Source organism: Paenibacillus sp. MMS18-CY102, assembly GCF_009789195.1.
In the GTDB taxonomy this organism is placed as follows: Bacteria; Bacillota; Bacilli; order Paenibacillales; family Paenibacillaceae; genus Paenibacillus_T.
The window spans coordinates 1-25,034 of the sequence record NZ_WSTC01000037.1; the positions used below are offsets into that span (position 1 = coordinate 1).

The window sequence follows — 25,034 nt, forward strand, 5'->3', positions numbered from 1 at the left end:
TGCACGTTTGGTGTCGATGGCGGAGGGGTTCCACGCGTACCCATCCCGAACACGACCGTTAAGTCCTCCAACGCCGATGGTACTTGGACCGCAGGGTCCTGGAAGAGTAGGAAGACGCCAAGCACGATGAACCACTGTCTACGGACGGTGGTTTTTTTGTGTTTTAAGGACGCAATGGATAAAACTCCTTCTCAACCGTGGACCACTTTCCGTTCATACTACATGCATGAACAAAAGGGGGAGGTCTTATTGAAGATGCATACTGGTTGTTACCGAATTGCCTTGAAGTTGTTTATCGTTGCCACATTATTAGCCGGTGTGGGCCAGATTAAAGGATCAACGGGTGTTGCCTCAGCAGCCCAAAAGGATAAGCATGTGAGGGGCATTTATATATCAGGTTGGGTGGCGGGCAGCCCTGCCCGAATGAATCAACTTAGCCGGTTGTTGCGAAGAACAAAACTTAATGCGGTTGTTATTGATGTAAAAGATGATTTTGGCCGGCTAACGTATCGTTCTAATGTTCCAGCGATTAAACGAATGGGTTCAGATCGGCGGCCAGCCGTTACAAATATGAAGCATGTATTGAGCAAGCTGCATCATGAAGGAATTTATACGATTGGTCGAGTTGTTGTATTTAAGGATCCTTATTTGGCCCAAAAACAGGCCAGTTGGGCGATTTATAATAAGAATGGCTCAGTATGGAAGGATGGGCACGGGCGGCCTTGGGTTGATCCTTATCGTACGGAGGTTTGGAACTATAATATTAATGTTGCTAAGGAAGCGGCTTCTTTAGGTTTTGATGAAATTCAGTTTGATTATGTTCGGTTCCCGGAGGGCATTCGTACGAAGCCAGTAAAGTTCGCCAATAGCGAAGGCTGGAGCCGCGCTGAAGCGATTCATCGTTTCTTGCATACAGCCAAGCAGCCGCTTCATCGTCTTGGAGTGAAAGTATCTGCGGATGTGTTCGGCCTTGTGACTTCAACTTCCGATGATATGGGCATTGGCCAGAGCTGGCGGGCTGTAAGTACCGAGGTTGATGCGATATCCCCTATGGTGTATCCATCCCACTATAGTGACGGCATGTACGGAATCGCCCACCCGGATATGCAGCCATACGCAGTTGTAAGCCATGCGATGGCTGATGCCAAACGCAGGAATGGCCATCTGAGCCAAAGCGGGTTAAAGCCTGCGGTGATTCGGCCATGGCTGCAGAGCTTTACTGCTACTTGGGTGCATCCGCACCTTAGTTATGGGCAGCGGGAGATTGACCAGCAGATTAAAGCATTGCATGATCAGGGCGTTGAGGACTACCTCCTTTGGAATGCGTCATGCAAATACAATTTATAGGGAACAAAGTTCGTTAAATTGTACATTTTAGAGCGGGCGAAATTAGTCACGACAGTGGATTGACAAGAATGAAAATGGTAATGAAAACGCCTTGAAATGGCGTGTTTACAAGCTTGACAGCCTATAACCCCTCTGATAAGATATGCAATAATATACGTGAGCAAGGTTCGTACAGGGACGAAATAAAGGGAGGAACATACTCGTGTGGGAAACAAAATTCGCCAAAGAGGGACTAACGTTTGATGACGTGTTGCTCGTTCCGCGCAAATCGGAAGTGCTGCCGCGTGAAGTTTCGGTTGGAACCGTACTTAGCGCTAATGTTAAGCTGAATATTCCAATCATCAGCGCAGGCATGGACACCGTCACGGAAGCGGCGATGGCGATTGCAATAGCTCGTGAGGGCGGCTTAGGCATTATTCATAAAAACATGTCGATTGCTCAGCAAGCGGAGGAAGTTGATCGCGTGAAACGTTCGGAAAGCGGCGTTATTACGAATCCGTTCTCGCTTACGCCTGAGCATCATGTGTATGATGCAGAAGCATTGATGGGCAAATACCGTATTTCCGGCGTGCCGATTGTGGATGATGCTGGCAAGCTGGTCGGTATTTTGACAAACCGCGACTTGCGTTTTGTACATGACTACTCCATGAAAATCAATGAAGTGATGACGCGCGAAGAGCTAGTAACGGCACCAGTAGGCACGACGCTTGAGCAGGCGGAAGGCATCCTTCAAAAGCATAAAATCGAGAAACTTCCTTTGGTGGATGAGAACAATACACTCAAAGGGCTTATTACGATTAAAGATATCGAGAAAGCTATTCAATTCCCGAACGCGGCTAAGGACCACCATGGGCGTCTCGCATGTGGCGCAGCGATTGGCATTTCCAAAGATACATTCGAACGCGCAGAAGCGCTTGTGAATGCAGGCGTGGATGCAATCGTTGTTGACTCAGCGCACGGGCATCACCGCAACATTCTCAACGCAGTTGCAAAACTGCGCGAGAAGTATCCAACATTGACGATTATTGCGGGCAATGTAGCAACAGGTGAAGGCACGCGTGATCTGATCGAAGCAGGCGCTTCTGTCGTTAAGGTCGGCATTGGACCAGGCTCGATCTGTACAACCCGTATTATCGCAGGCATCGGCGTACCACAAGTTACGGCGATCTACGATTGTGCATCTGTGGCACGCGAGTACAATGTTCCAATTATTGCGGACGGCGGCATCAAGTACTCCGGTGACATTGTGAAGGCAATTGCAGCGGGCGCTAGCGCAATTATGGTGGGCAGCTTGTTGGCTGGCACGGAAGAGAGCCCAGGCGAGCAAGAGATCTATCAGGGCCGCCGCTTCAAAGTATATCGTGGCATGGGATCGCTTGGCGCGATGAAAGAAGGCAGCAAGGACCGTTACTTCCAAGAGAACGAGAACAAGCTTGTTCCAGAAGGGATCGAAGGCCGCGTTCCTTATAAGGGCGCAATGGCAGATACGGTTCACCAATTGATCGGCGGACTTCGTTCCGGCATGGGCTACTGTGGAACGAGCTCGATTGAAGAATTGAAGAACGATACGCAATTCATCCGCATTACGGGTGCAGGCTTGCGCGAGAGCCATCCACATGACGTTCAAATTACAAAAGAAGCACCTAACTATTCGCTATAAGCGACGTAAGGTGTTATAGCCAGACAGGGAGAAAGCGGTATGCGCAATCTCCCGCGTCTGGCTTTTTTATACCCTGCTTACTATGTTACAATAATGAACGGACATAGCTTATGGGGAAATGGGGAGAAGACGTTGAAATTGAGTTTCAAGCTGGGGCGCCTGCGCGCGATAACAGCAGCAGGATTAGCGGTATGGATGTTTATGTTGGCGTTAGGCTCCACAGCTGCGTTTGCAGAAAAGAAAGCGGCGGACGCAACGGCTTCCGCAGGCACAGGCAACCCGCTGGGCATTAATGCGAAAGCAGCCATTCTTATGGAGCCAACAACTGGTCAAGTGTTGTATGAGCTTAACGCAGATGAGGCTTTGCCACCTGCAAGCATGACGAAGATGATGACGGAATACATCGTGTTGGAAGAGATCAAGGCAGGCCGGTTGACGTGGGATACGATTGTATCTACTTCATCTGAAGCTGCTACGGTTCCACCGGACGGCTCCCAAGTATATTTGGCTGAAGGCGAGCAGCATACGGTGAAAGAGCTTTACATTGCCATGGCGGTCGGTTCTGCCAGCGATGCGACGATTGCACTTGCGGTGCAAGTGGGAGGCTCTACAGCAGGATTTGTTGATAAAATGAATGAAACGGCACAAAAGCTTGGACTGACATCCGCACACTTTACCGGTCCTTCCGGTTTGGAAGATACGACAGTGATCTCGGCTCGCGATATGGCGAAGCTGGCATCAACCATTATTAGAAATGATCCGGAATTTTTGACGTATTCCAGCATTCCCCGTTATAAGTTCCGCGCGCGAGACAAAGGCGAACTGATCAATTACAACTGGATGCTCGGTTCGAATAAGGATTCGGAAGAATTGAAATCATTTGCTTATCCTGGCGTAGATGGCATGAAAACAGGTTATATCGGCGCAGCGGGCTACTGCTTCACCGGTACGGTTGAAGTAAACGGCTTGCGTTACGTAAGTGTTGTCATGAATACGAAGACGAAGCAGGCACGCTTCCGCGAGACGAAGAAGCTTTACGATTTTGGTTACGCTAGTTTTGAAAAGAAAACGATTGTAGCGCCAAAATCCGTCGTAGAATCAGTAAAGACGGTTAAAATAACGAAGGGCAAGTCCAAATCAGTGCCTGTTATTACAGGAACGGATGTAAGCTTCCTCGTGAAAAAGGGAACAGACGCTAAGGCGACTGTACTAAAAACAGAGCTGCTGCCGGATAAACAGCTTGTGGCTCCAATTAAGCAAGGGCAAAAGGTCGGTACAGTAACGTATGAGTACAAAAATCCGGATAATGGGCAGTCGCTTACGAAGACCGTTGACCTGATCGCGTCGAAGGAAGTGAAGAAAGCAGGCTGGTTCACGTTGCTGTTCCGCAGCATTGGACATTTCTTCTCGAGCCTGTTCAGCGGAATTGCGAACCTATTCGGTTAATTCATACAAAATGATGCAGCAATCGGCAGCTACAGGGTTGTCGATTGGCTGCACTTCATGTAAAATTAGTGGTTAGAGTTACATTCGGAAGAAGCATTGTATCCGCATATAAATAGGAGGAATTCAGGAGATGGAAACGGGAACTTCGCGCGTAAAACGCGGTATGGCTGAAATGCAAAAAGGTGGCGTCATTATGGACGTCATGAACGCTGAGCAAGCAAAAATCGCAGAAGCAGCAGGTGCTGTTGCGGTAATGGCGCTTGAGCGCGTACCATCCGACATTCGTGCAGCAGGCGGCGTAGCCCGTATGGCTGACCCAACAATCGTGGAAGAAGTAACGAAAGTTGTTTCGATTCCGGTTATGGCGAAAGCTCGTATCGGCCACTATGTTGAAGCAAAAGTATTGGAATCAATGGGCGTTGACTACATCGACGAGAGCGAAGTTCTTACGCCGGCTGACGAAGTATTCCATATCAACAAAAATGAATTCACGATTCCATTCGTATGCGGCGCTAAAGATTTGGGCGAAGCACTCCGCCGCATTCAAGAAGGCGCATCGATGATCCGTACGAAAGGCGAGCCAGGAACGGGCAACGTAGTTGAGGCTGTTCGCCACCTTCGTCTCATTCATGGCCAAATTCGTAAAGTATCTAACCTGTCGAAGGACGAGCTGTTCCATGAAGCGAAGCTTCTAGGCGTGCCTTACGACCTGCTGCTTCAAGTAGCTGAAGCTGGCAAGCTGCCAGTTGTAAACTTCGCTGCAGGCGGCGTAGCAACGCCAGCTGACGCAGCTCTGATGATGCACCTGGGCGCTGACGGCGTATTCGTAGGCTCCGGTATCTTCAAATCGGACAACCCAGAGAAGTTCGCTCGTGCAATCGTAGAAGCTACGACGCACTACACGGACTACCGCCTGATCACGGAAGTATCGAAAAACCTCGGTACGCCGATGAAAGGCATCGACATCAAAACGCTGCAAGGCTTCGATCGTATGCAAGACCGCAGCGTATAAGCAATAGCTTATCGCTTGGCAACTTAACGAATAGCGGAGAGAAAAGCCCCTTATACAGGGGCTTTTCCGCAATGCAGGGGCATATGAGCCTAAATGAATTGAGCAATGGAATGGGCGGAAGGCAGGGATAGATATGAAAATAGGCGTACTAGCGCTGCAAGGCGCGGTTGCAGAACATATTCGAAGCTTGGAATTGGCTGGGGCGGAAGCCGTGGCTATCAAACGTGTTGAGGAGCTAGCGGATCTCGACGGTTTGGTCGTTCCTGGCGGTGAGAGCACAACGATCGGCAAGCTGATGCGGAAATACGGTTTTATCGAAGCGATTCGCGAATTTTCTGCGGAAGGCAAAGCTGTATTCGGCACATGCGCAGGGTTGATCGTATTGGCGAACCAAATTGATGGGCAAGATGAAGCGCATCTGGAGCTCATGAACATGAAGGTACAGCGTAATGCGTTCGGGCGCCAACGGGAAAGCTTTGAGACCGATCTGGACGTTACCGGCATAAACGAACCGATCCGTGCTGTCTTCATTCGTGCGCCGCTTATTGCGGAGGTTGGAGAAGGAGTAGAGGTAATCTCTACTTACAAGGATGAGATCGTGGCTGCGCGGCAAAACCATTTGCTCGCTTGCTCGTTCCATCCGGAGCTTACGGATGATTACCGGTTGCATGCTTATTTTGTGGATATGGCACGTGAAGCAGCAGCTGGCCGCGGCTAAGGCAATGAACGGATAATTCGTGCTTACTATGAGAGGAGAATGACGTGTGTTAGACGTGAAATGGCTAAGAAATGATTACGACAAAGTCGTGCAAGCGCTCGTCAATCGCGGCAAATCGGAGGAGCTGGTAGCTGGATTCCCAGCGCTCGATACGCGCCGCCGTGAGATTTTGCAAGAAACGGAGCAGCTCAAAAATCGCCGTAATACGGTATCGCAAGAGGTTGCCCAGCTGAAACGCACAGGCGGTGACGCTGAAGCGCTTATTGTTGAAATGCGTGAAGTAGGCGACCGCATCAAGGAGATCGACGATGAGGTGCGCGAATTAGAAGCCCAAATCGATGAGCTGATGATGGCACTGCCTAATATGCCAAGCGAGACTGTCCCACTGGGTGCGTCGGAAGAAGAGAACGTGGAGCTGCGCCGTGTAGGCGAAGTGGCACCGTTTGATTTTGAGCCAAAACCGCACTGGGATATCGCACAAGAGCTCGGCATCCTCGACTTCGAACGCGCAGCGAAAGTAACCGGCTCGCGGTTCGTGTTCTACCGTGGATTGGGCGCACGGCTTGAGCGTGCATTAATCAACTTTATGATGGACTTACATAGCGACAAGCACGGCTATGAAGAAATATTGCCTCCTTATATCGTTAATCGCGACAGCCTGTTCGGAACGGGGCAACTGCCGAAATTCGAAGAGGACCTGTTCAAAATCGCGGATTCAGATTATTACTTGATTCCGACGGCAGAAGTGCCGGTTACGAACATTGCGCGCGATGAGATTTTGGGCGGCGAGGAGCTTCCTAAATATTTCGTGGCGTACAGCGCATGCTTCCGTTCGGAGGCAGGCTCAGCAGGGCGCGACACGCGCGGATTGATTCGCCAGCACCAATTCAACAAGGTGGAATTGCTTAAGCTGGTTAAGCCGGAGACCTCGTACGAAGAGCTGGAGAAGATGACGGCGAATGCGGAAAAAGTGCTGCAGTTGCTCGGCCTTCCTTACCGTGTGCTGGAGCTCTGTACGGGCGATATCGGCTTCTCGGCAGCGAAGACCTATGACCTCGAAGTGTGGCTGCCAAGTGCTGACACTTACCGTGAGATTTCGTCTTGCTCGAATGTAGAGGACTTCCAGGCGCGCCGTGCAGGCATTCGTTTCCGCCGCGAAGCGAAGAGCAAGCCAGAGTTTGTGCATACGCTGAATGGCTCGGGATTGGCAGTCGGCCGTACACTCGCTGCGATTCTTGAGAACTATCAACAAGCGGATGGCTCGGTCATCGTGCCGGAAGCATTGCGTCCATATATGGGCGGAATTGAAGTTATTGCGAAAAAATAAAGCATTTGGAGCCCTTCGGGGCTCTTTTTTAGTTGCTTGTTCATTTTCATTTGTGGTACAATCTTAATGTTCAACTTTTGTGGAGAGGTACCGAAGCGGTCATAACGGGGCGGTCTTGAAAACCGTTAGAGTGCAAGCTCACGTGGGTTCGAGTCCCACCCTCTCCGCCAGTTATTTTCTAACATCAACATTCGAAGGATTGCGCTTATCGCGTGATCCTTTTTTTGTTTTCTTTAGAAGCATAGAGCCATCGCATAAAATGCATTCAAGCTTCGCATCTTAAAGGTTGTGGAGGTGGATAGCGATGGGACATAGCGATTTTTTGGGTATCGATCAGCAGGTGTTGGCCAATGCCTGGGCAAGCACGTTGCCGACGACGATTAATCAAGCAGATCAAGCAGAAGTTTGGCCAGATGAGGGCGATCCAAGTGCATTGCGCGTAACGATTCACACGGCAGGGCATCAGGATTATTCGTTCGATTTTAAAGTAGGATATGTCGACAGCCGTGAGGTACTTGTTGAATTGATCGACGTCGAGAAGGCTGGCCAATCGGTCGATGAACGTACTGATATTATTCAACAGCTGGCGCTTGACTACAAACGGCATATTCATGAATGTGCGCAGGCCGTGCAGTCGATTACGCATCATTAGGATATCCGGTTCATATGGTTATCGGCACTTGAACTGATGAAGGAGTGGAGCGGAAGTGACGAAAGCAAAGGGCTCGGCCGACAAAAATTTATCCAATGTGGTTGACCAGCTTGACCGCAATCCGGTGAATAGCCACCATGCGCAACAGCTGCAGCAGGATGCGAATGACAGGCGCAATCAGGCGGCGATGAATCATGACCATCCAACAGACTTGTCTACGCCAGAGACCTAAAATAACATATTTCGACACGAATCTATGTAAAATTTTAGATTAAATTTTGTTAAAGATTTGAACCAAAATTGGAAGTTGAAAAGGAGTGAGTGGGTCCCGATGAGCAAGCCAGATAGCGTGCCAGTACCGACCCCAGAGTCGGATAGCCATCGCAGCCAATCCCGCGACAGGAGCGGGAATTCACCGCAAAAGCCGTTGTCCGGATCGAAAAAAACCAAGCAACAAAACCATTCCCGCCATAACAATGGCGAGGGCTAATACAACGCTTTCACCGAATAGAACAATCCCGTTTCCAGAAATGTTGGAAACGGGATTTTTTGTTTTTTAACTGTTAATCACGGTTCAAATCGCGTATGATGGATGGGTTGCATAAAAACACATTATACATGTAGGGGGAACTTATTCGTGAAATGGATCCAGCGTTGTGCCATTATCGTTATGGCAGCTATGTTGCTCGTAGCCGCGGGCTGCAGCAGCAGCAAACCGCCGAAGGAAGTACTCGAGGCTTCAATGACGAAAATGTCGGAAATGAAATCATATGGCTTTACAGGTACGGTCGGCTTTGATGATGTAGACTTCCCAGCAGAAGAAGCGGATGCACTTGGCGTTTCGATGGTAACGAGCATTCTGAAGGGCGCTAAGCTCACGTTCGAGGGCCAATATGAGAAAGAGCCTTACCGGATGGACTTGAACCTGAAGCTTGAAGTGAAGGGCGATGGAAGCGCAACTTCCTTCGAGGTTCCGATTCTGATGAACAAGAACGAGCTGTACGTGAAAATCCCGACGATTCCTGGCGTGCCTATTCCAGAAGAATTGACGAGCAAGTTTATCAAAATTGACCTGAAGCAGTTGGCTGAAGAGCAAGGAACGAAGCTGCCATTCGATGATCTTGATAAGCAAGCGAAGCTCGGCACGGATATTATGAATACGGTTATTACTTCATTCGACGAGAAGGACTACTTCTTCGAACCAAAAGCGGAAGAAGTGCAAGGGCTGCCGGAAGGCGGCAAATACGATCAAATCGTTCAGTTCAAAATTACGAACGAAACGTTCGCTCCAGCACTTGAAGTAATCGTGAACAAAATTGCGCCTGCAGTAATTGACCTGCTTGCAAAAGACGAAGCATACTTGGAACTGGCTGACATCACGAAGGAAGATCTCGACGAAGCGAAGAAGCAATTGGCTGAGGGTGGCCCAGATGCAATCGATACGTTGAAAAAAGCGGTTAAAATTAATGAGTTCGCGATCACGGGCGGCGTGAAGGATGACTACATGACGTATCAAGGCATAGACGCGAACATTGTTGTAAAGCCTGACGGCAGCGAAGATGAAGCAAAAATCGACATGTATGTCCGCAGCGAATACAAAGATATCAACAAGAAGCAAAAGTTCAAACAGGAAATTCCGACTGATGTAATTACGATGGAAGAAGCTATGCAGATGTTTGGCGGCGGTTCTGAAGATTTAGAGTTTTAAGCTTTGGGGAAAAGGATTCCAGAAGTCCGATTAGGGACTATTGGGATCCTTTTCCTTTATTTTTTATAAGAATTTTGGACTATGAACTACAACTTTCGACACACTCCGACAGCATTATCTGCTATGATATGAGTTGCGTCCGCATAAAGTTAAATTTATACATATGGTTAAATGATTATTATTAATGGTGAAGCCTTTGTATACAGGCGCAAATTTATTATAAAAATCCAGTTTGGGAGGATTTATTAATGTCATTTTGTACACAGTGTGGCATGAGAATTGTAGAAGGGGAAGCACATGCGTGCCAGCAGACAGCTGCTGGCTCGGAGAACGCGTGGAACGGATCGGGTGGCGCAGCTGGCGCCCCTCGCGGCTCGAATCAAGGCGGCTTTCAAGCGGTAACAGACCTGACTAAGCAGATCGACACGAATGTGATCGTGGATCTGTTGAAAAATCCACAAAAGTCGCTCCAGCTTCAGCCGGCAAAAGATTTGATCTACGGTGTGCTGGGCATCGTTGCATCGCTGCTTGGTTTCATGATCTGGGCTTGGATTATTGGCAAAAAAATCGATAGCCTGCTGGGCGATATGTTCGGTGGCCTATTCGGCGGATTGTCGGACTTTGAAGACCTGACGGATTACTCGGGCGGCTCGTCTATTGGTTCTGCTATTACGGGCAAGCTGATTGTCTTGGCTATTATTTCGTTGATTGCATTGATCGGTTCATTGTGGGCGCTTGGCAACTGGAAAGGCGAGCGTAAGCTTACGTTCAAGGATGCCGTTACACACTTGGGCGCAGCCCAGTATACATTCGGTGCAGGCTTCGTCCTTGCAGGGCTGTGCAGCTTTATTAACCTTCGCATTGCGTTTATCGTTTTGTCGGTGAACTTGTTAACGGCGCTTGTGACGACTGTTATGCATGCTATTGCCCTATGGCAAGTTCGTGAGGACCGCAAGCTAACGGTTGTAGGGTTGAGTGTTGCGCTGTATCTTGCGCTTGTAGCGTTATTGTCTGCTATTGTGATGTAATGCGGTAAACGGCAGGATCAGGAATCGAGGAGGATGAACAGTGTATTGTAGTTCATGCGGTGCCCACAATGATTCGGCAGTTAAGTTCTGCGCATCCTGCGGAGCGCCAGTTGAAAGTAAGGCAGCGGAGGGTCAGGGTCCAAATCGCTACATTGCTGCGGCTGCTGAACAGCCGAGTATAGCATTAGCGGATTCATCCGCTCAGCAATCGACAGCGCCTGCTAACGCGTCCAGCGGCCAGCAAGTGGCGCCGGTGCCTGGTTCGCGCAAGAAGATGATAATGGGCATAGCGGCAATTGCAATTATCGTGATTGCGGCGTACATTATTTTGGGCAAAGGCAGTACAGAGGTGGCTTATAAAGGCGTGTCACTTGGCGATGAGCTGGAGACACTAAAGGATAAGCTGGGGCCTGCTAAGGAAATAAACGATGATATGAATGAGAACGGCGTAAAGCTATATGAGTACGAGAATAATCCCCAATTCATGGTGAAGGACGGTAAGGTCGTCGGCATTTATCTCGATGAAGATGATTATGAGCTGGAAAACGGCATCACGAGCGGGGAGTCGACGTTGAACGATATCATCAAAGCGTACGGCAAGGGCAAGCTGCACAACTCGAGCGAAGATGGCGGAAGCTACGTTGTTTATAAGGATAGCAAGACGGTTATCGCTTTCGAGATGTCTGTATCAGGCGATGTGCCACATGCGAGTGATGAGGTTGGCGAAATTCAAGCGATGCGAATCGACATGATCGATAACGATCAGATGGTCGAAAGCATCGAAGAGATGATTGAGCCTGGCGCGCTGAAGTATAAGAAATAAGGGTTAGTTTTGATCGGAATGAGGGGGTGCGCAGCTTACGGGCTGCGCGCCTTTTTATATGGGAGGGCGGTCGGCTATAATTGGGGGAGAGAAGCAGCAAGGGAGGGGGATGAACGTTGGGAGCGAAGCAGCAGAAGAAACCGAAGGCCAAACCTAAGCTAGAGCCACCCAAGCTGCCAAAGCAACTGCCCGAGCTGGAATGGCAAAGTATGCGAATTTACGGGGCTGGGCGTGGGCATTGCGGATTTGCAAGGTTGTATTATTGGGCGTGAGCAGGCCTCAGTATTCGCTGGTTTATTCGGGCTTGTGTTAAAGCATCATGTTTCTGATGGGGATGAAGGGTAGGTTAGTGATGGTTCCTAGCTGGTGATGAACGGGCTTCTAGCAATCTAGCGAGCTGTGAGTTGAGCCAATAGTGAGGAGTGGCGTAGCCGTGCCCGAAGCAGCGGAAGCTGTGGGGCATGGCTTTTGTTGTTTTGTACGGGATCGGTGGCGAGGCCTCGTTCTACACCTAGCGGGCTGCGAATACAATAGGAACAGTTTGTCCTAGCAGTCATGGTTTGGTTAATAGAGGAGGAGTGGAACGTGCCGATTGAGGATCGTATAGATGCAAGTTCAAATGTGCGCAGGGAACCGGCGGCGGGAAAGCTTATCGCCCTACTGGGCATAGGAAGGGCTGTTCCGGAATGCCGCCTGGACCAACGTGATACCGTCGCACGTTTAGCGCGGGGGCTAGAGGAAGTGGGCCAGCGCGATCAGGCAAGATGGGCGAAGCGGATTTTCCATCAGAGCGGGGTTGAGACGCGGCATACCGTAGTGCCAAGCTTGGCGGGACCGGCATCGGAGAGCCATTATGCCCCGGGCACTCCACAGGAGCGGGCTCCGCGAACGTCAGAACGGATGGCGCTGTATCGTGAGCATGCGCCAGTACTGGCCGAACGGGCTGCGAAGGAGGCGCTGCGCGATAGCGGCGTGGATGCGACTGAGGTGACGCATGTGATTACCGTCAGCTGCACGGGCATGTATCTGCCAGGTCTGGATGCAGAGCTGGCAGAACGCCTGGGGCTGCTGTGCGGCCTGCGCAGGCTGCCGCTGACATTCCTCGGCTGTGCCGCGGGAATGACGGCGATGCGGACGGCGCAGGAGCTGGTTGCAAACGATGCGAATGCGGTGGCGCTAATCGTTTGTGTAGAGTTATGCACGCTGCATATCCAGCCTTCAGGGGATCGGGAGTCGCTGTATGCTGCTGCATTTTTCGGGGATGGGGCATCGGCTTGTGTCATTGGGCACGCGGGGGGAGCGCGACAGCGGCAAGCTGGCGACTGCTTCTTGCTCGATGTTGGCGTGTCCGAGCTTGCACCAGAAGCGGCGGATGCGATGACTTGGACCGTAGGCGATCTCGGGTTCGACCTGTTTCTGTCCCCTCGGGTACCGGAGCTGCTGGGGCAGCATGTGCCTAGCATGGTGGAACGCTATGCACCCGGCTATAAGCCGGATTGGTGGGCGATTCATCCCGGCGGGCGAGGCATCGTTGATGCCATGCAGAAAATATTCCAGCTAAGCGATGCGGACACGCATGCAAGCCGTGAGGTGCTGCGCAATTATGGCAACATGTCATCGGCAACGATCCTGTATGTGCTGCACGGCATGAGAGAGCAGCTTCGGGCGAGAGGAGGCGGCTTAAGCAAAGGGCTGGCAGTGGCGTTTGGGCCGGGGCTGACTGCTGAGCTGTTGCGCATGGCTTATGTGCCTGCCATGGTTGGCAGTGTTGGCGAAGGCACGTTCGGAGGCGGCGATGAGGTAAAGGAGTTCGGGAAGGCAGCCGGAGCGGTGGCGTACGATGGCTAATCTACAGCTTCGGTGGCGGGCGAAGCAGCCGGAGTTAATGGACGATTGCAACGATGGCGGCGCGCCTCTGCGCCAAGCGTTGCAGCATTTGGGGCGCTTGAATCGGTTGTTCGCGGCGGCTGGCCCTATCCTGTATGGCGTCAAGCAGGTGTGGAAGGAAGCGGGCCGTCCGCGGGAGCTGGCGATCCTTGATATTGGCTGCGGGGCAGGCGATGTGAACCGGGCGCTGCTCCGGTGGGCGAAGCAAGAGGGCATAAAGTTGGAGCTAACATTGGCGGATATTACGGCAGAAGCCTGTGCTGAAGCGCGCGAGCAGTTTCAAGGCGATCCGCGCGTGAAGGTAGAGCAGCTTGACCTGTTCCAGCTTCCTGCGGGGACGGCGGATATTGTGGTGGCTTCGCAGGTGCTGCATCATTTTGGCGAAGGTGATGTGGCTAAGGCGTTCGGGGCAATGCTACAGGGGGCGCGGCTAGGCGTAGTTGTGGGCGACATTCATCGGCATCCGATTGCGTGGGCAGCAGTGTGGTTGGCTGCGCGGCTCGTGTCGCGCAATCGGTACATTCGGCATGATGGCCCGTTATCAGTGGCAAAAGGGTTTCGTGCCGCCGATTGGCGCCGCATGCAGGTGTCTCTAAGGCGCTCACATCCTGAAATGCACTTGGCGTATGCGTGGCGGCCTTTGTTCCGATATGCCTGTTGGGCCAAACGCCCTCAGGCAGCCGAAGGAGGCAATGGCGATGCATGATGCCATTATTATTGGAGCGGGTGTTGCAGGTGCAAGCATGGCCTGTGCATTGGCTGGCCAAGGGTGGGACACGCTGCTGCTTGATCGACATGCTTTCCCACGGCATAAAGTGTGTGGAGCGTTTTTATCGCCAGAGTCGCGCCAATCGTTAACGGAGCTTGGGCTGGATGCTGTATTAGGTGAGCTGCAGCCAGCTCCTATTCCAATTGGGGAGATTCGGATAGCAGCAGCCCAGGGTGCACCGCTGAAGCTAACGCTGCCTATTCCGGCTCAGAGCGTTAGCCGCTATGCGCTAGACCTTGCTTTGCAGACGGAGGCGCATGCGCGAGGCGCTCAAGTGCGGACAGGCTCGACTGTAACGGCCATTTCCCAGACACTGGGCGGTTGGCAGGTCACTGTGCGATCCCGGGATCAGGGAAGCTATACGTTGGAAGCGCGTGCGGTTATTGGGGCGTGGGGACGGACGGCACCAGCGGGGTTGTCTAATCAAGCGGTTGAGCGGAGCAAGCTTTTCATGGGCCTTCGAACCGAGCTGTCAGGCGTGCCAGCTGAAGCGGCGGTCGAGCTCTACTTTTTCCCTGGCGGTTACGTTGGGCTTGTTCCTAGCGGCAATGAGGCAGGGCTGGCGAATGCAGCTGCGCTTGTGACGCCAGAAGCATTCCGCCGCTGCGGCCAATCGGCAGCGGGCGTAATTGCCGAGGCTGCACGGGTAGTGCCTGCACTGAACAAGCGGCTGCTGGGCGCGGAGCCAGTTGTAGGAACTGCTGCCGCAGCGCCGGTGGAGCTGGACCGTCGCCCACTTGCGTGGGGCATTGTGCCGCATATTGGTGATGCGGCAGCGGTTATTCCACCGCTTTGCGGTGACGGGATGGCGATGGGCTTGCACGCAGTAACGGTGTGCGCGCCGATGGTGGACCGCTATTTGCGCGGGACATTGACGGTTGGAGGCTGGCGGGCTGCGTATAATGTAGCGCTAACCCGGGATTTTGCTGGACCGTTATGGTGGGGCGGCTTGCTTCAGGCGGGGTTAGGCATTCGCGGCCTATCCCCCGTGCTGCTTAGGCTTGGGCGAGCCATGCCTAGCTTGGCTTATCGGTTCGTGGAGGCGACGCGGCTGCGTGCACGGTAGCATGATTTTCTAATTGAATATTCCCCTAATGATGCGTGCAATCAGGCGAATAACGGGTACGGCAAGCTCGCCGGCAATTTCAGCCCACCAGGGAACGTATTCCCTGCGTTTTCGTTTCTCTTGCTTGAACATAGGATTGGACATGTTTTTGGTCCCCTTCGCCTGTCTTTAGGGTCTTTCCCCCGGCATGCCGGTATGCGATAATGCCCATATGTTGTTAATTATTGCATAAAGTTATGGGTTCAGGGAGGGGTAAGTTTTGGTATGGAACTGATTACGCTAGGGCAGCGTTATTTTCCTGGCTTATGCCATGCAATGTGTTGCGGGACAGAGCTGGTGCAGATGGGGCCGCATGGCGTAAAAACGCGGTACCAAATTATACTTGTATCACAAGGGACAGGTCTCGTGCAGGTGAACGGCCGTGCTTACCCGCTTACATCTCCAGCGATTTACTGTGTGGACGAGTCGTCAACGATCGAGATGGATGAGTGTGCTGCGCTGCGCGTGAAGGCCGTCTATTTTCATCCGGGTGTGATTAACCATCGGTTCACATTCGACCGGCTGTCCCAGCCCGATGCGCTTGAAGGCAGCGATTACGATGATTTATGGTGCTTAAAGCCGTTCCGCGAGCATGCCGACGGTTATTATGGCTGCATTCCGCTCGACACAGCAACAGCCCGCCACTTATCAATAATGATGGATCAAATGGCCGACATGCTAGAGATGCAGCCCGATAACCAGTGGCCTTGCCGCAGCCGTTCGTATCTAATGGAGCTATTATTCCTTCTTAGCCGCATTTGCAAGCAGGCCATCGCTCCATCCGAGCTGTCAATGCCTTCGGTGGATGCGAGCCTGCAGCCCATTATTTCGCACTTACATACCTACTATAGGGACAAAATTAAGCTAGAGCATCTAACCGCACAGTTTCATACGAACAAAACGACGTTAAACCATCGATTCCGTGCGTGCACCGGCCAATCGGTCATGGCCTATCTAGGGGGCATTCGCATGCAAATCGCGGCGTCGTTGCTGCGCAATACGCTGTTGCCTACTGAGGAGATTGTATCCCGAATCGGGTTGAGCGATGACGCTCATTTTATACGGAGCTTCCGTAATTATGCGGGCTGCACGCCGGCTGAATACCGCCATTTGCATTGTTGGATGCTGGAGCGGGCTTGATCGAGTGGCTGCCATTGTACCAAATACAATGGCAGCCACTTTGTGCTTCCTGCGAAAGTGCATCCGTATTACAGCAGTAAATTTATATAAAAAGCGCTAATTTTTAATATTTTTATAAAAATGGGTTGGTATAATTAAAAAGTGGCAGGAAGATAAAGCCAAATTAGCGTTAGAGGAGGGAAGCTGATACTTTCGGCGGCAAGCCAGCGTTACCTAAAGAGAGCTAAAAATAAACAATGGGAGAGAAAGCGTAATGAAAAGATTTTTTGGCGTGATGATTGCAATTATTGTGTTCGTAGGCTTGTTCTTGTCAGGGCAAGGTGCTTCCCAAGCGGCAGGAGTGTACCCAATCGATCGGTCCGAAGGCGGAACGGTGACGGTTAGTGAAGGAAACAGCCCCGCTGGCCAAGACAAGAGCAGCGCTTTTGACAGCAATGATTTGACCAAATGGCTCATTTTTAACAACACAGGGTGGATTCAATATCAATTTGCTAATAGTGGCCAATATGCGATCAATGCGTATACAATTCGCTCCGCCAACGATTACCCTGAACGTGATCCGGCAAGCTGGACGCTGAAGGGATCGAATGATGGCACGAGCTGGACGCTGTTGGACACGCAGCAAAGTCAAAATTTCACTAACCGTAATGAGGCCAAGTCATACCAAATAGCGAATACAAGCCTTTATAGCTATTATCGCTTCGAATTTACAAATCACAGCGGCTCGATTTTGCAGCTTGCGGAGATCGAATTGTTCGATGGCGCTTCGAAATCATACGCTCCGTTGACGCCAACGATTACGGCAAGTGCGGAGAATGCGCCCAACGAAGGCGTAGCGAAGCTCTATGATGGCACGAGCACGACGAAGTGGCTGGCGGCACAGGCCAGCGGGTATGTTCGTTTCGATTTTGCGCAAACGATTGCACTTGATGGTTATGCAATAACGTCTGCGAATGACGCCAGCGAGCGCGACCCGAAAAGCTGGACGCTGCAAGCCTCCAACGACGGCGTCTCGTGGACGGCTATCGACAGCAGAAGCAATGAGAATTTCTACAATCGGCACCAGCGAAAAGATTACGCAATAGCCGGCAACCAGACGGCATACCGTTATTATCAATTCAATTTTACTAATCATAGCGGAAACATGTTGCAGATTGGGGAGATCGAGTTTTCCTATCAGGGGGATATGTGGCATGAGATTGCGCCAGTAATCGATTATCACAATACGGATACGACTTATAAGGGGACCCTGATCAATCAAGCTTTCCCGGATGCGGAGCAAGAAGTGACGGAAATCGTTCGGAAAATCAATTCGCTCTTCTATGCAAATCCTGGTGAAGCGCATTTCGGGCCAAAAACGATCCACATTCGGGTAGAAGACTCGCCGGGCGTCGCTTCCGCTGGGGGCGATCGTAGCGATGCCGATATATTTATTAGCTCGCAGCATCTGAATAACGTATACAACGGCGGCAAGCCGATACGTGAGGAAATCATCGGCATTCTGTACCATGAATTAACACATGTATATCAGGATAACGACAATGGGGCCGCGCCGGGCTATATGATCGAAGGCATCGCGGATGCCGTTCGGTTTGAGGTGGGGTATCATGACCGTTATAGTGAGCAGGTAGGGGGCACATGGCAAGATGGCTACGGCAAGACGGGCAATTTCATCCGTTGGATCGATGAACACAAGCGTCCTGGTTTCTTAAGGGATATTAACGCAAGCTTATCCTCATTTGACGGATCAACGTGGACGGCAAACGTATTCTCGACGTTAGCTGGAGCCGATGTGAACACGTTATGGAATGAGTACCAAATTTCGTTGGACCATGATGCGCCATCCGTACCGGCTGGGCTTACGGTAGCGGGCAAAACGGCGACAAGCATCACCTTGTCATGGACACCGTCTACGGATAACTTAAACGTGGCCGGATACGATATTTATCGTGATAACGTGAAGGTCGGGACGGCTTCATCCGGCACCACCTATATCGTTAGCGGACTAAGCGAAGCAACGGCGTACACGTTCTTCGTTAAGGCTGTCGATACTGCGGGGAATGTATCGGGTGCGAGCGGCTCCGTTACGTCGACGACGAATGCGTCCACTCAATCAGCAACGATTTATTACAAACGGGGCTTCGCCACGCCTTACATCCACTATCAAGTAGACGGTGGTTCTTGGACGGTGGCTCCCGGTACCGCAATGGCGAATTCTGAGATCGCGGGCTACAGCAAAATCACGATTAACTTAGGATCAGCCGCAGGCCTTACGGCCGCATTCAACAATGGCACTGGGACATGGGATAACAATAACGGGCAAAATTACCGATTCGCCGCTGGAACGTTCACGATCATCGGGGGCACAATCACATCCGGCACGCCGCAGCCCGACAGCATTACGTTCGTGGTTACAGTGCCATCTAATACGCCTTCCAATGCGAGCATTTATTTGGCGTCCAATATTGGCAGCTGGAACCCGGGGGATGCGAATTATAAGCTAACGAAAAATTCGAACGGAACGTATAGCATTACTGTGAGCGTAACCGCAGGAACGGCTATTGAATACAAGTTTACAAAAGGAACGTGGGCGACCGAGGAAGTGAGCAGCAGCGGAGCTGCAATCGGCAACCGAACGTTGACGACGTCAGGCGGAGCCCAGACCGTTAACGTTTCAGTCGCACGTTGGAAGGACCAGTAGCCAAACGGCAGAGCCGTGTTAGCGTACGTGTAGTACGGGCTATTAACGTGGAAAGGGGTATCCCAGCCGCCATGGCTGCCGGGATACCCCTTTTTTACCCTGAAAATGCCTCTCCATCAAGGCGTGTAATTCACATTCGCCGTGTACCTATTGTTGGCGTTCCAGATGAGGTACTCCGGGATGCCAGCATCCTTGAGTGCTTTTATTTGTGCATCCACTTGCGCTTTGCCGTAATGGATGTAGCTGCCTTTGGCCAGCCAAGATGCAGTGAAATCTTGAATCCATGGGCGTGAGATAGGCGGTTTGGAAAGTGCACTGAGTTTCTCTTTCTCCCGCTTGGCATATTCCTGCACGAGCCGATAGGGCTCGGTGTCAGGGTGTTTAATGCCAAAGTAGCCGTCGCTCCAGTGGCTCGGATAGATCATCGACGAGATGACATCGACATTTTCCGAAATGCGGCTGAAGTTTTGCCCAATGCCCGGAGCCTCTGGGAGCGTGGCGGAATAGCCGAATATATCGACCGACACTTTGACCCCGTATGGCTTTAATTGCTCCCTCGCATAGTGCACGAAGTCCGTAATCGCATCCACGCGCAGCTGTGTATAGCGGGCTTTTTCACTGAAGTCCGGCTTTGCTGGTTCGGTTTTCTTAAATGCACTAAGCGCCTTCTGGGCGTCGTTGAGCGCTTTTTTGTTGTCATCGGTTTTATTGCCGTTATAGGCCGTCGTTGCTGAAGCATAAGCAGCTTGCAGAGGGGTGAGCCCTGCTTGATAGGCGGCGGTTGCTTGCGCATACGCTTTTTCTTGCTCAACGAACTTGGTTGGTTTCTTGTCTTTATACTCGCCCATCGAGTAAGCCAGCACTTTATCTTTCCGCTCGAACCCTTCGGGGAACCGGACATAATCGAACTGAATTTCTTGAAAACCAAGCTTAGCAGCGAGAATGGCCGCGTCCACATTGTGCTGCCAATTCGACTTCAAGAATGGATTGATAAAGCCGTCGCCATTGCCGTTGCGCCATACCTTTCCGTTAAGCACGTAGGACAACTCGGGCTGCTTCTTAGCGAGGACCGTATCTTTGAAAGCGACGATTCGGGCTATTGGATAGATGTGATGGGCTTCCAGCGTCTTCATCAACGCTTTAGGGTCACGTATGTAAGGCTGCCCGAATTCCGCCAGCTTGCCTTCCGGTTTGAAGGTGATATAGCCGTCATCATCCTTAATATCGATGACCATGGCATTCAGTTCGGTATCGTCTAGGAGCTTCAGCAGCGTCTTCATTTTCTCGCCGCCGGCGGACCAGCCCGTTACATAAATGCCGCGTACCGCATCGGGGTATTCGAATACATACGGCGATGCAAAAGCCGGGGGTGGAGCGGGCTTTGGATCAGGTTTAGGTTTAGGTGCTGTTGTGTTGTCGGGACCATCAGTAGGTTTACTCGTTTTATCGGGCGTTGGGGCAGTGGTTGGTCCGGTGGAAGGGCTGTTCGAATTGCTGGGTGCCGGCGGTGCGCTCGGCGAGTCTTCCGTCGAAGAAGACGAGGAGCAGGAGGATGTTAACAGCAGTAGCCCGCACAGCAAGCATAAAGCGATAAGTTTTCTCACAGCGGTGCCTCCTTTAATCGAGGTACACACAAGGCTACGGCTAATGCAGCGTGTACAACTTAACTATATGCGGGGCTCGCCAAAGTAGGCATGAAAAAAAGATGGTGAATGAAGGGGACAAGTGGTGTAAATCAGCTTAATTCTGTCGATGCGCGAAGTGTGGCTATTGTATTGTTTTCTAATGAGCAATACGGCATAATAGCACATAGTACAGGGAGTGTGAATATGCAGAAGATAAAGTATCTTGATGGACTAAGGGGATTGGCCGCACTGATTGTTGTACTTAGTCACTTTGTGGTAGCGTTCTATCCAGCAATGTACAACGGTGCTCGTGAACAAGTACATACCGCAAGTGCCATTGAGCTTAGTATTACGAAAAGTCCACTCAATTTACTTTACAATGGCAATTTTGCAGTATGTATTTTTTTTGTTTTGAGTGGTTTCGTACTAAGTTATAAATTTTTTCAAACAAAAGATAATGAAGTGCTCGTTGAAAGCGCAGTTAAACGATATTTTCGTTTAATGATTCCTGTTTTAGCCTCGATTGCTCTTGTTGTGATATTATCTAAACTTGCTTTATTTTATAATAATGAGGCAAGTGTTACGAGCTTTTCAACTTGGTGGCTGGGATCGTTTTGGAACTTCGATATGACGTTAGGGCATGTCATTAATAATGCGTTTTACGGCGTATTTTTTAATAGTAATGCAGACTACAATACGGTCTTATGGACAATGACCTACGAAATGTATGGATCGTTGTTGGTTTTTGGTCTCGCAGCGATATTTGGGAGAGTGAAGAAACGATACCTGTTCTATATTGCCGCGATTTTGTTGTTGTTTAAAACCTATTACGTAGCGTTTGTTTTGGGGATGATGATTAGTGATTTTCACAATAACAATGGATTTAAGCATGCGTTTTTCCGAAACCCGTTTGTAAATGTGGTTTTAGCGTGTGTCGGTTTATTCTTAGGATCATACCCCTCAGGAAGCATTGTTAAAGGTTCGGTATACGGCTTTATTGAGGCCAATGCCATCGAGGATATCGTGCTATATCACATAGCTGGTGCATTTCTGATTCTAGTGGCACTGTTGAATACAACTAAAATTCAACATCTATTATCGACCAGGCTATTTGTGTTTTTAGGAAAGATTTCATTTTCTTTATATTTAATTCATGTTATCGTCATTGGCTCGTTGACAAGCTTTGTGTTTATTCACATGGCGGGATATGTGGGCTATAGCACTGCAGTTTTCCTAAGTGGGTTGCTGACGCTTCCGATAATGCTGATTATTTCTTACTTCATGTATAAGTATGTGGATTATAACGGAATAAAGCTTGCGAATAAGATATACAGCCGGATTTTTAAACGGGATTTGGACTCATAATTTGATCGGTATATTAGCTCCGCTGCGGCGGAGCTTTATTTATATAGAAGAGCCCCCCCGCGATTGAAAGTTGCGGGGGGCTCTGTCTAATATATTACGATTTGCTAACCTTCGGCTGCTTCGCTAGCACCACGCCAGCATCTTCCTCAGCTTCAGCCTGCCCAACGCGTTTAATGAAGAACGATAGGACAAGGCCGATGACGCCGATTCCGATAATAACGAGATATGCATCATTGATCCCCTGGATCGTCGCCTCCATGATCATATGCTCCTTCGTGCCGGCTGCACCGGACGCGGCCATATCTTTAAGATGCGATTTCGTTTGGGTCGACATAACCGTGACGAGCAGCGAGGTGCCGATTGCGCCAGCCACCTGCTTGATTGTGTTAGAAATTGCCGTACCATGCGCATTCAAGCGTGCAGGAAGCTGGTTCAAGCCTGCGGTTGTGATCGGCATGAGGAACATCGCCATACCGAACCGGCGTCCCGTAGACATCAGCACCAAGTAAGTATAACTAGTGGAATCCGTCAAATTTACGAAGCCAATCGTAGTCAGGATCGTGATGGCCATCCCGATAACGGACAGCCACTTCGCTCCGAATTTATCGAACAGCTTGCCTGTGATCGGCATCATAAGGCCCATGAGCAGTGCGCCAGGAAGCATGAGCATGCCGGATTCCAAAGCTGTGAATCCACGCGCATTTTGCAAATACAACGGGAGCAGCATCATGTCGGCGTACATCACCATCGTTACTGCGATGTTGATGACCGTCGTCAAGGAGAACATGCTGTACTTGAATGCCCGAAGGTCAAGCAGCGGACTGCTGCTGACCAGCTGCCGCCATGTGAATAAAGCCAAGGAGACAGCGCCAACGACAACCGATCCAATTACGATGAAGTCGGACCAGCCTTTGCTGCCCGCGCTGGAGAAGCCGTAAAGCAGCGTGCCGAAGCCGATGGTTGAAATCAGTACGCTCCACACATCAATCTTGGGATACGTGCGTTCCGCAACATTTTTAAGATAAACCCATGCTACGCCAATGACGAGAACCGCGAATGGAATCATGCCGTAGAACAGCGTACGCCAAGCATAATGCTCCAACACATAGCCGGCGATTGCAGGACCGACGGCAGGAGCGAAAATAATCGCCAAGCCAACCATGCCCATTGCCGCTCCGCGCTTGTCGGGAGGGAAAACGGTCAGGATGACGTTCATGAGCAGCGGCATAATAATGCCTGCACCGGCAGCTTGAACGAGGCGGCCGACCAGCAGCATATCAAAGTTCGGCGCTATTGCCGAGACGATGGTTCCCACTAAGAATATGAGCATAGAGCTCTGGAACAGCTCGCGGGTCGTAAATCGCATCATGAGAAAGGCAGTAATCGGGATAAGTACCCCGTTCACTAGCATATAGCCAGTTGTCAGCCACTGTGCCGTGGAAGCTTCGATATTAAAATCGCCCATGAGCTCCGGCAGAGCGACACTCATTATCGTTTGATTCAACACCGCAATGAATGCGCCTAGAATCATGACAAACAATAGAGGCCCTTTTTTAATTGATAAAGTATCCATTCTGTTTCAATCCTTTCTGTTTCTTCGTGAACTAATTTACAACATGTTGTATAATTGACTGGTGTAAAAGAATTATAAACAGCCAGCTCATCCTTCACAAGCAACAGTAAATTCAAAAGTGTAAATTAGTTTACAGATGAACAGAATGTGTCGCCGACAGGGGACAAAATCTACAAACAGGCAAGCAACTGTCGTCCACCATTGTGCCTATTGAAGAAGGGAACGAATGCATATGCCAACCAAGCCATCGATTACGGATCCCCGCGTCGTTCGAACGCGGCAGCTGATCCGGGATGCTTTTATTGATCTGTTACAGGAGATCGAGCTTGAGAAAATAACGGTTAATCGCATAGCGGAGCGGGCTACCATTAACCGCGTTACGTTTTATCTCCACTATAAGGACATTCCAGATTTAATGGAGAAAATGGCAGATGAGATGGTGCACAATCTGCGAATGATTTTGCAAATAGAGGAGAGCCCGCCCCAATTAAGGAGCAGCTGGGAAAAGCTAGTCGAGCTTCTGGAGCATATTGCGGAACATGCGAATTTCTATAAAGTTGTCCTCGCGTCCAAACGCGTACCGGCATTTACGGAACGGCTTCAAAAACTGTTGTCGGATGTCATCACCAGTCGGCTCGAGCAGCGGAAAGTATTCATGCCATCCTCAGCGGTGAGTGTGCCCATGGACATTGCGATTTGGCACGGATCCTCTGCCGTCATTGGTACTATTGTGTGCTGGCTTCGAAATGATATGCCGTACACGCCCCAATATCTTGCCAAGCAGCTATCGCTGTTGACGCCTTATTCAGAGCATGCGGATCTTTCCGGCAGCACAAAAAACTCTCCTACGCTTAATCCGTAGGAGAGTCGCATGTTGAGCGCATGCTGCGCTTAATAATGGAGAGTTATTCAGTCGTTAGAATACTTGAGTGGCACTTGGCTGCTTTACTCGTACATCTGGACTTCCGCCACGGGGGTGGAGTAAGCCCCGCCGTTAGCGGTAATGACGAGCCAGTATTTACTGTAAGAATTGTTGAGGATTGAGAACGTATACGTAAAGTTCGGAGACAGCGTGTACGCTGCGGTATCGCTCGGCGGTTTTTCACAGCTCCCTCTTGACTTGGTGTAAACACCAGGTTGTAACATGG

General features: G+C 50.6%; 24 protein-coding genes, 1 tRNA gene and 1 rRNA gene. 22 read left to right on the top strand and 4 right to left on the bottom strand.

The features are described 5' to 3' along the window. Positions 1-6: 6 nt before the first annotated feature. From rrf to GON22_RS21605, 18 genes are all read left to right on the top strand, one after another. Positions 7-123, top strand: a 5S ribosomal RNA gene (rrf, locus tag GON22_RS21525). A gap of 132 nt (positions 124-255) precedes the next feature. Continuing rightward, positions 256-1,347 carry a putative glycoside hydrolase gene (locus GON22_RS21530; protein ID WP_160398231.1) on the top strand — a complete coding sequence of 364 codons (1,092 nt, stop codon included), beginning with the start codon at positions 256-258 and terminating at the stop codon, positions 1,345-1,347. 202 nt (positions 1,348-1,549) lie between these two features. Then, positions 1,550-3,007: an IMP dehydrogenase gene (guaB, locus tag GON22_RS21535; RefSeq protein WP_160398181.1), complete on the top strand. Its 1,458-nt coding sequence runs from the start codon at positions 1,550-1,552 to the stop codon at positions 3,005-3,007. Positions 3,008-3,145: 138 nt separating this feature from the next. Beyond that, positions 3,146-4,453 (top strand): D-alanyl-D-alanine carboxypeptidase family protein, encoded by a 1,308-nt coding sequence (locus tag GON22_RS21540; RefSeq protein ID WP_237179291.1) that lies wholly within the window; start codon positions 3,146-3,148, stop codon positions 4,451-4,453. Positions 4,454-4,583: 130 nt separating this feature from the next. Further along, complete coding sequence (gene pdxS, locus GON22_RS21545; RefSeq protein ID WP_160398183.1) at positions 4,584-5,465, top strand: pyridoxal 5'-phosphate synthase lyase subunit PdxS; 882 nt, start codon at positions 4,584-4,586, stop codon at positions 5,463-5,465. Positions 5,466-5,598: 133 nt separating this feature from the next. Continuing rightward, positions 5,599-6,183, top strand: a complete 585-nt coding sequence (gene pdxT / locus GON22_RS21550) for a pyridoxal 5'-phosphate synthase glutaminase subunit PdxT (protein ID WP_160398184.1) — start codon at positions 5,599-5,601, stop codon at positions 6,181-6,183. 46 nt (positions 6,184-6,229) lie between these two features. Then, positions 6,230-7,510 carry a serine--tRNA ligase gene (gene serS / locus GON22_RS21555; protein ID WP_160398185.1) on the top strand — a complete coding sequence of 427 codons (1,281 nt, stop codon included), beginning with the start codon at positions 6,230-6,232 and terminating at the stop codon, positions 7,508-7,510. Positions 7,511-7,591: 81 nt separating this feature from the next. Continuing rightward, positions 7,592-7,680: transfer RNA gene (locus tag GON22_RS21560), tRNA-Ser, on the top strand. A gap of 134 nt (positions 7,681-7,814) precedes the next feature. Beyond that, complete coding sequence (locus tag GON22_RS21565; RefSeq protein ID WP_160398186.1) at positions 7,815-8,162, top strand: hypothetical protein; 348 nt, start codon at positions 7,815-7,817, stop codon at positions 8,160-8,162. Between the two features lie 55 nt (positions 8,163-8,217). Then, positions 8,218-8,394, top strand: a complete 177-nt coding sequence (locus GON22_RS25820; protein ID WP_336604349.1) for a hypothetical protein — start codon at positions 8,218-8,220, stop codon at positions 8,392-8,394. A gap of 99 nt (positions 8,395-8,493) precedes the next feature. Continuing rightward, complete coding sequence (locus GON22_RS21570; RefSeq protein ID WP_160398187.1) at positions 8,494-8,652, top strand: small acid-soluble spore protein P; 159 nt, start codon at positions 8,494-8,496, stop codon at positions 8,650-8,652. 147 nt (positions 8,653-8,799) lie between these two features. Continuing rightward, entirely contained in the window at positions 8,800-9,870 is a 1,071-nt protein-coding gene (locus tag GON22_RS21575) for a hypothetical protein (RefSeq protein WP_160398188.1), read from the top strand. 248 nt (positions 9,871-10,118) lie between these two features. Then, entirely contained in the window at positions 10,119-10,898 is a 780-nt protein-coding gene (locus GON22_RS21580; RefSeq protein ID WP_160398189.1) for a hypothetical protein, read from the top strand. A 40-nt stretch (positions 10,899-10,938) separates the two neighbouring features. Next, positions 10,939-11,721, top strand: coding sequence for a zinc-ribbon domain-containing protein (locus GON22_RS21585; RefSeq protein WP_160398190.1), 783 nt, complete (start codon positions 10,939-10,941; stop codon positions 11,719-11,721). A 116-nt stretch (positions 11,722-11,837) separates the two neighbouring features. After that, positions 11,838-11,993: a hypothetical protein gene (locus GON22_RS21590; protein WP_160398191.1), complete on the top strand. Its 156-nt coding sequence runs from the start codon at positions 11,838-11,840 to the stop codon at positions 11,991-11,993. Between the two features lie 313 nt (positions 11,994-12,306). Continuing rightward, positions 12,307-13,569, top strand: coding sequence for a type III polyketide synthase (locus tag GON22_RS21595; RefSeq protein WP_336604350.1), 1,263 nt, complete (start codon positions 12,307-12,309; stop codon positions 13,567-13,569). Continuing rightward, positions 13,562-14,314, top strand: coding sequence for a methyltransferase domain-containing protein (locus GON22_RS21600; protein WP_160398193.1), 753 nt, complete (start codon positions 13,562-13,564; stop codon positions 14,312-14,314). Before GON22_RS21595 ends, GON22_RS21600 begins: the two co-directional genes overlap by 8 nt. Beyond that, positions 14,307-15,443 carry an NAD(P)/FAD-dependent oxidoreductase gene (locus GON22_RS21605; protein ID WP_160398194.1) on the top strand — a complete coding sequence of 379 codons (1,137 nt, stop codon included), beginning with the start codon at positions 14,307-14,309 and terminating at the stop codon, positions 15,441-15,443. The genes GON22_RS21600 and GON22_RS21605 overlap by 8 nt, the downstream gene beginning before the upstream one ends. Before the next feature lie 9 nt (positions 15,444-15,452). Here GON22_RS21605 and GON22_RS26475 read toward each other — a convergent pair whose 3' ends face one another. Continuing rightward, positions 15,453-15,587, bottom strand: a complete 135-nt coding sequence (locus tag GON22_RS26475) for a hypothetical protein (protein WP_272898820.1) — start codon at positions 15,585-15,587, stop codon at positions 15,453-15,455. A 120-nt stretch (positions 15,588-15,707) separates the two neighbouring features. Between GON22_RS26475 and GON22_RS21610 the strand changes: the two genes are divergently transcribed. Further along, positions 15,708-16,622 (top strand): helix-turn-helix transcriptional regulator, encoded by a 915-nt coding sequence (locus GON22_RS21610; RefSeq protein WP_160398195.1) that lies wholly within the window; start codon positions 15,708-15,710, stop codon positions 16,620-16,622. A gap of 253 nt (positions 16,623-16,875) precedes the next feature. Next, entirely contained in the window at positions 16,876-19,323 is a 2,448-nt protein-coding gene (locus tag GON22_RS21615; protein WP_160398196.1) for a basic secretory protein-like protein, read from the top strand. A gap of 116 nt (positions 19,324-19,439) precedes the next feature. On the opposite strand, the gene GON22_RS21620 is transcribed toward GON22_RS21615, so the two are convergent. Continuing rightward, complete coding sequence (locus GON22_RS21620; RefSeq protein ID WP_160398197.1) at positions 19,440-20,927, bottom strand: putative glycoside hydrolase; 1,488 nt, start codon at positions 20,925-20,927, stop codon at positions 19,440-19,442. Positions 20,928-21,035: 108 nt separating this feature from the next. Here GON22_RS21620 and GON22_RS21625 point away from each other — a divergent pair, with 108 nt between their 5' ends. Continuing rightward, positions 21,036-22,313 carry an acyltransferase family protein gene (locus GON22_RS21625; protein ID WP_160398198.1) on the top strand — a complete coding sequence of 426 codons (1,278 nt, stop codon included), beginning with the start codon at positions 21,036-21,038 and terminating at the stop codon, positions 22,311-22,313. A 94-nt stretch (positions 22,314-22,407) separates the two neighbouring features. Here GON22_RS21625 and GON22_RS21630 read toward each other — a convergent pair whose 3' ends face one another. Next, positions 22,408-23,886 (bottom strand): DHA2 family efflux MFS transporter permease subunit, encoded by a 1,479-nt coding sequence (locus GON22_RS21630; protein WP_160398199.1) that lies wholly within the window; start codon positions 23,884-23,886, stop codon positions 22,408-22,410. Between the two features lie 226 nt (positions 23,887-24,112). Between GON22_RS21630 and GON22_RS21635 the strand changes: the two genes are divergently transcribed. Then, the gene (locus tag GON22_RS21635; RefSeq protein WP_160398200.1) at positions 24,113-24,748 is read left to right on the top strand and encodes a TetR/AcrR family transcriptional regulator; all 636 of its coding nucleotides are present in this window, start codon (positions 24,113-24,115) and stop codon (positions 24,746-24,748) included. A gap of 83 nt (positions 24,749-24,831) precedes the next feature. On the opposite strand, the gene GON22_RS21640 is transcribed toward GON22_RS21635, so the two are convergent. Then, on the bottom strand, positions 24,832-25,032 hold the full coding sequence (locus tag GON22_RS21640; RefSeq protein ID WP_160398201.1) for a hypothetical protein: 201 nt from the start codon (positions 25,030-25,032) through the stop codon (positions 24,832-24,834). Between the last annotated feature and the right edge of the window lie 2 nt (positions 25,033-25,034).

Bases quoted from the DNA above. Each gene is read 5' to 3' on its own strand.
- GON22_RS21615 (WP_160398196.1), top strand. From the start codon at position 16,876: ATGAAAAGATTTTTTGGCGTGATGATTGCAATTATTGTGTTCGTAGGC.
- GON22_RS21630 (WP_160398199.1), bottom strand. From the start codon at position 23,886: ATGGATACTTTATCAATTAAAAAAGGGCCTCTATTGTTTGTCATGATT.
- GON22_RS26475 (WP_272898820.1), bottom strand. From the start codon at position 15,587: ATGTCCAATCCTATGTTCAAGCAAGAGAAACGAAAACGCAGGGAATAC.
- pdxS (WP_160398183.1), top strand. From the start codon at position 4,584: ATGGAAACGGGAACTTCGCGCGTAAAACGCGGTATGGCTGAAATGCAA.
- GON22_RS21570 (WP_160398187.1), top strand. From the start codon at position 8,494: ATGAGCAAGCCAGATAGCGTGCCAGTACCGACCCCAGAGTCGGATAGC.
- GON22_RS21605 (WP_160398194.1), top strand. From the start codon at position 14,307: ATGCATGATGCCATTATTATTGGAGCGGGTGTTGCAGGTGCAAGCATG.
- GON22_RS21530 (WP_160398231.1), top strand. From the start codon at position 256: ATGCATACTGGTTGTTACCGAATTGCCTTGAAGTTGTTTATCGTTGCC.
- GON22_RS21625 (WP_160398198.1), top strand. From the start codon at position 21,036: ATGAAGGGGACAAGTGGTGTAAATCAGCTTAATTCTGTCGATGCGCGA.
- GON22_RS21600 (WP_160398193.1), top strand. From the start codon at position 13,562: ATGGCTAATCTACAGCTTCGGTGGCGGGCGAAGCAGCCGGAGTTAATG.
- GON22_RS21640 (WP_160398201.1), bottom strand. From the start codon at position 25,032: ATGTTACAACCTGGTGTTTACACCAAGTCAAGAGGGAGCTGTGAAAAA.
- GON22_RS21565 (WP_160398186.1), top strand. From the start codon at position 7,815: ATGGGACATAGCGATTTTTTGGGTATCGATCAGCAGGTGTTGGCCAAT.
- pdxT (WP_160398184.1), top strand. From the start codon at position 5,599: ATGAAAATAGGCGTACTAGCGCTGCAAGGCGCGGTTGCAGAACATATT.
- GON22_RS21580 (WP_160398189.1), top strand. From the start codon at position 10,119: ATGTCATTTTGTACACAGTGTGGCATGAGAATTGTAGAAGGGGAAGCA.
- GON22_RS21635 (WP_160398200.1), top strand. From the start codon at position 24,113: ATGCATATGCCAACCAAGCCATCGATTACGGATCCCCGCGTCGTTCGA.
- GON22_RS21610 (WP_160398195.1), top strand. From the start codon at position 15,708: ATGGAACTGATTACGCTAGGGCAGCGTTATTTTCCTGGCTTATGCCAT.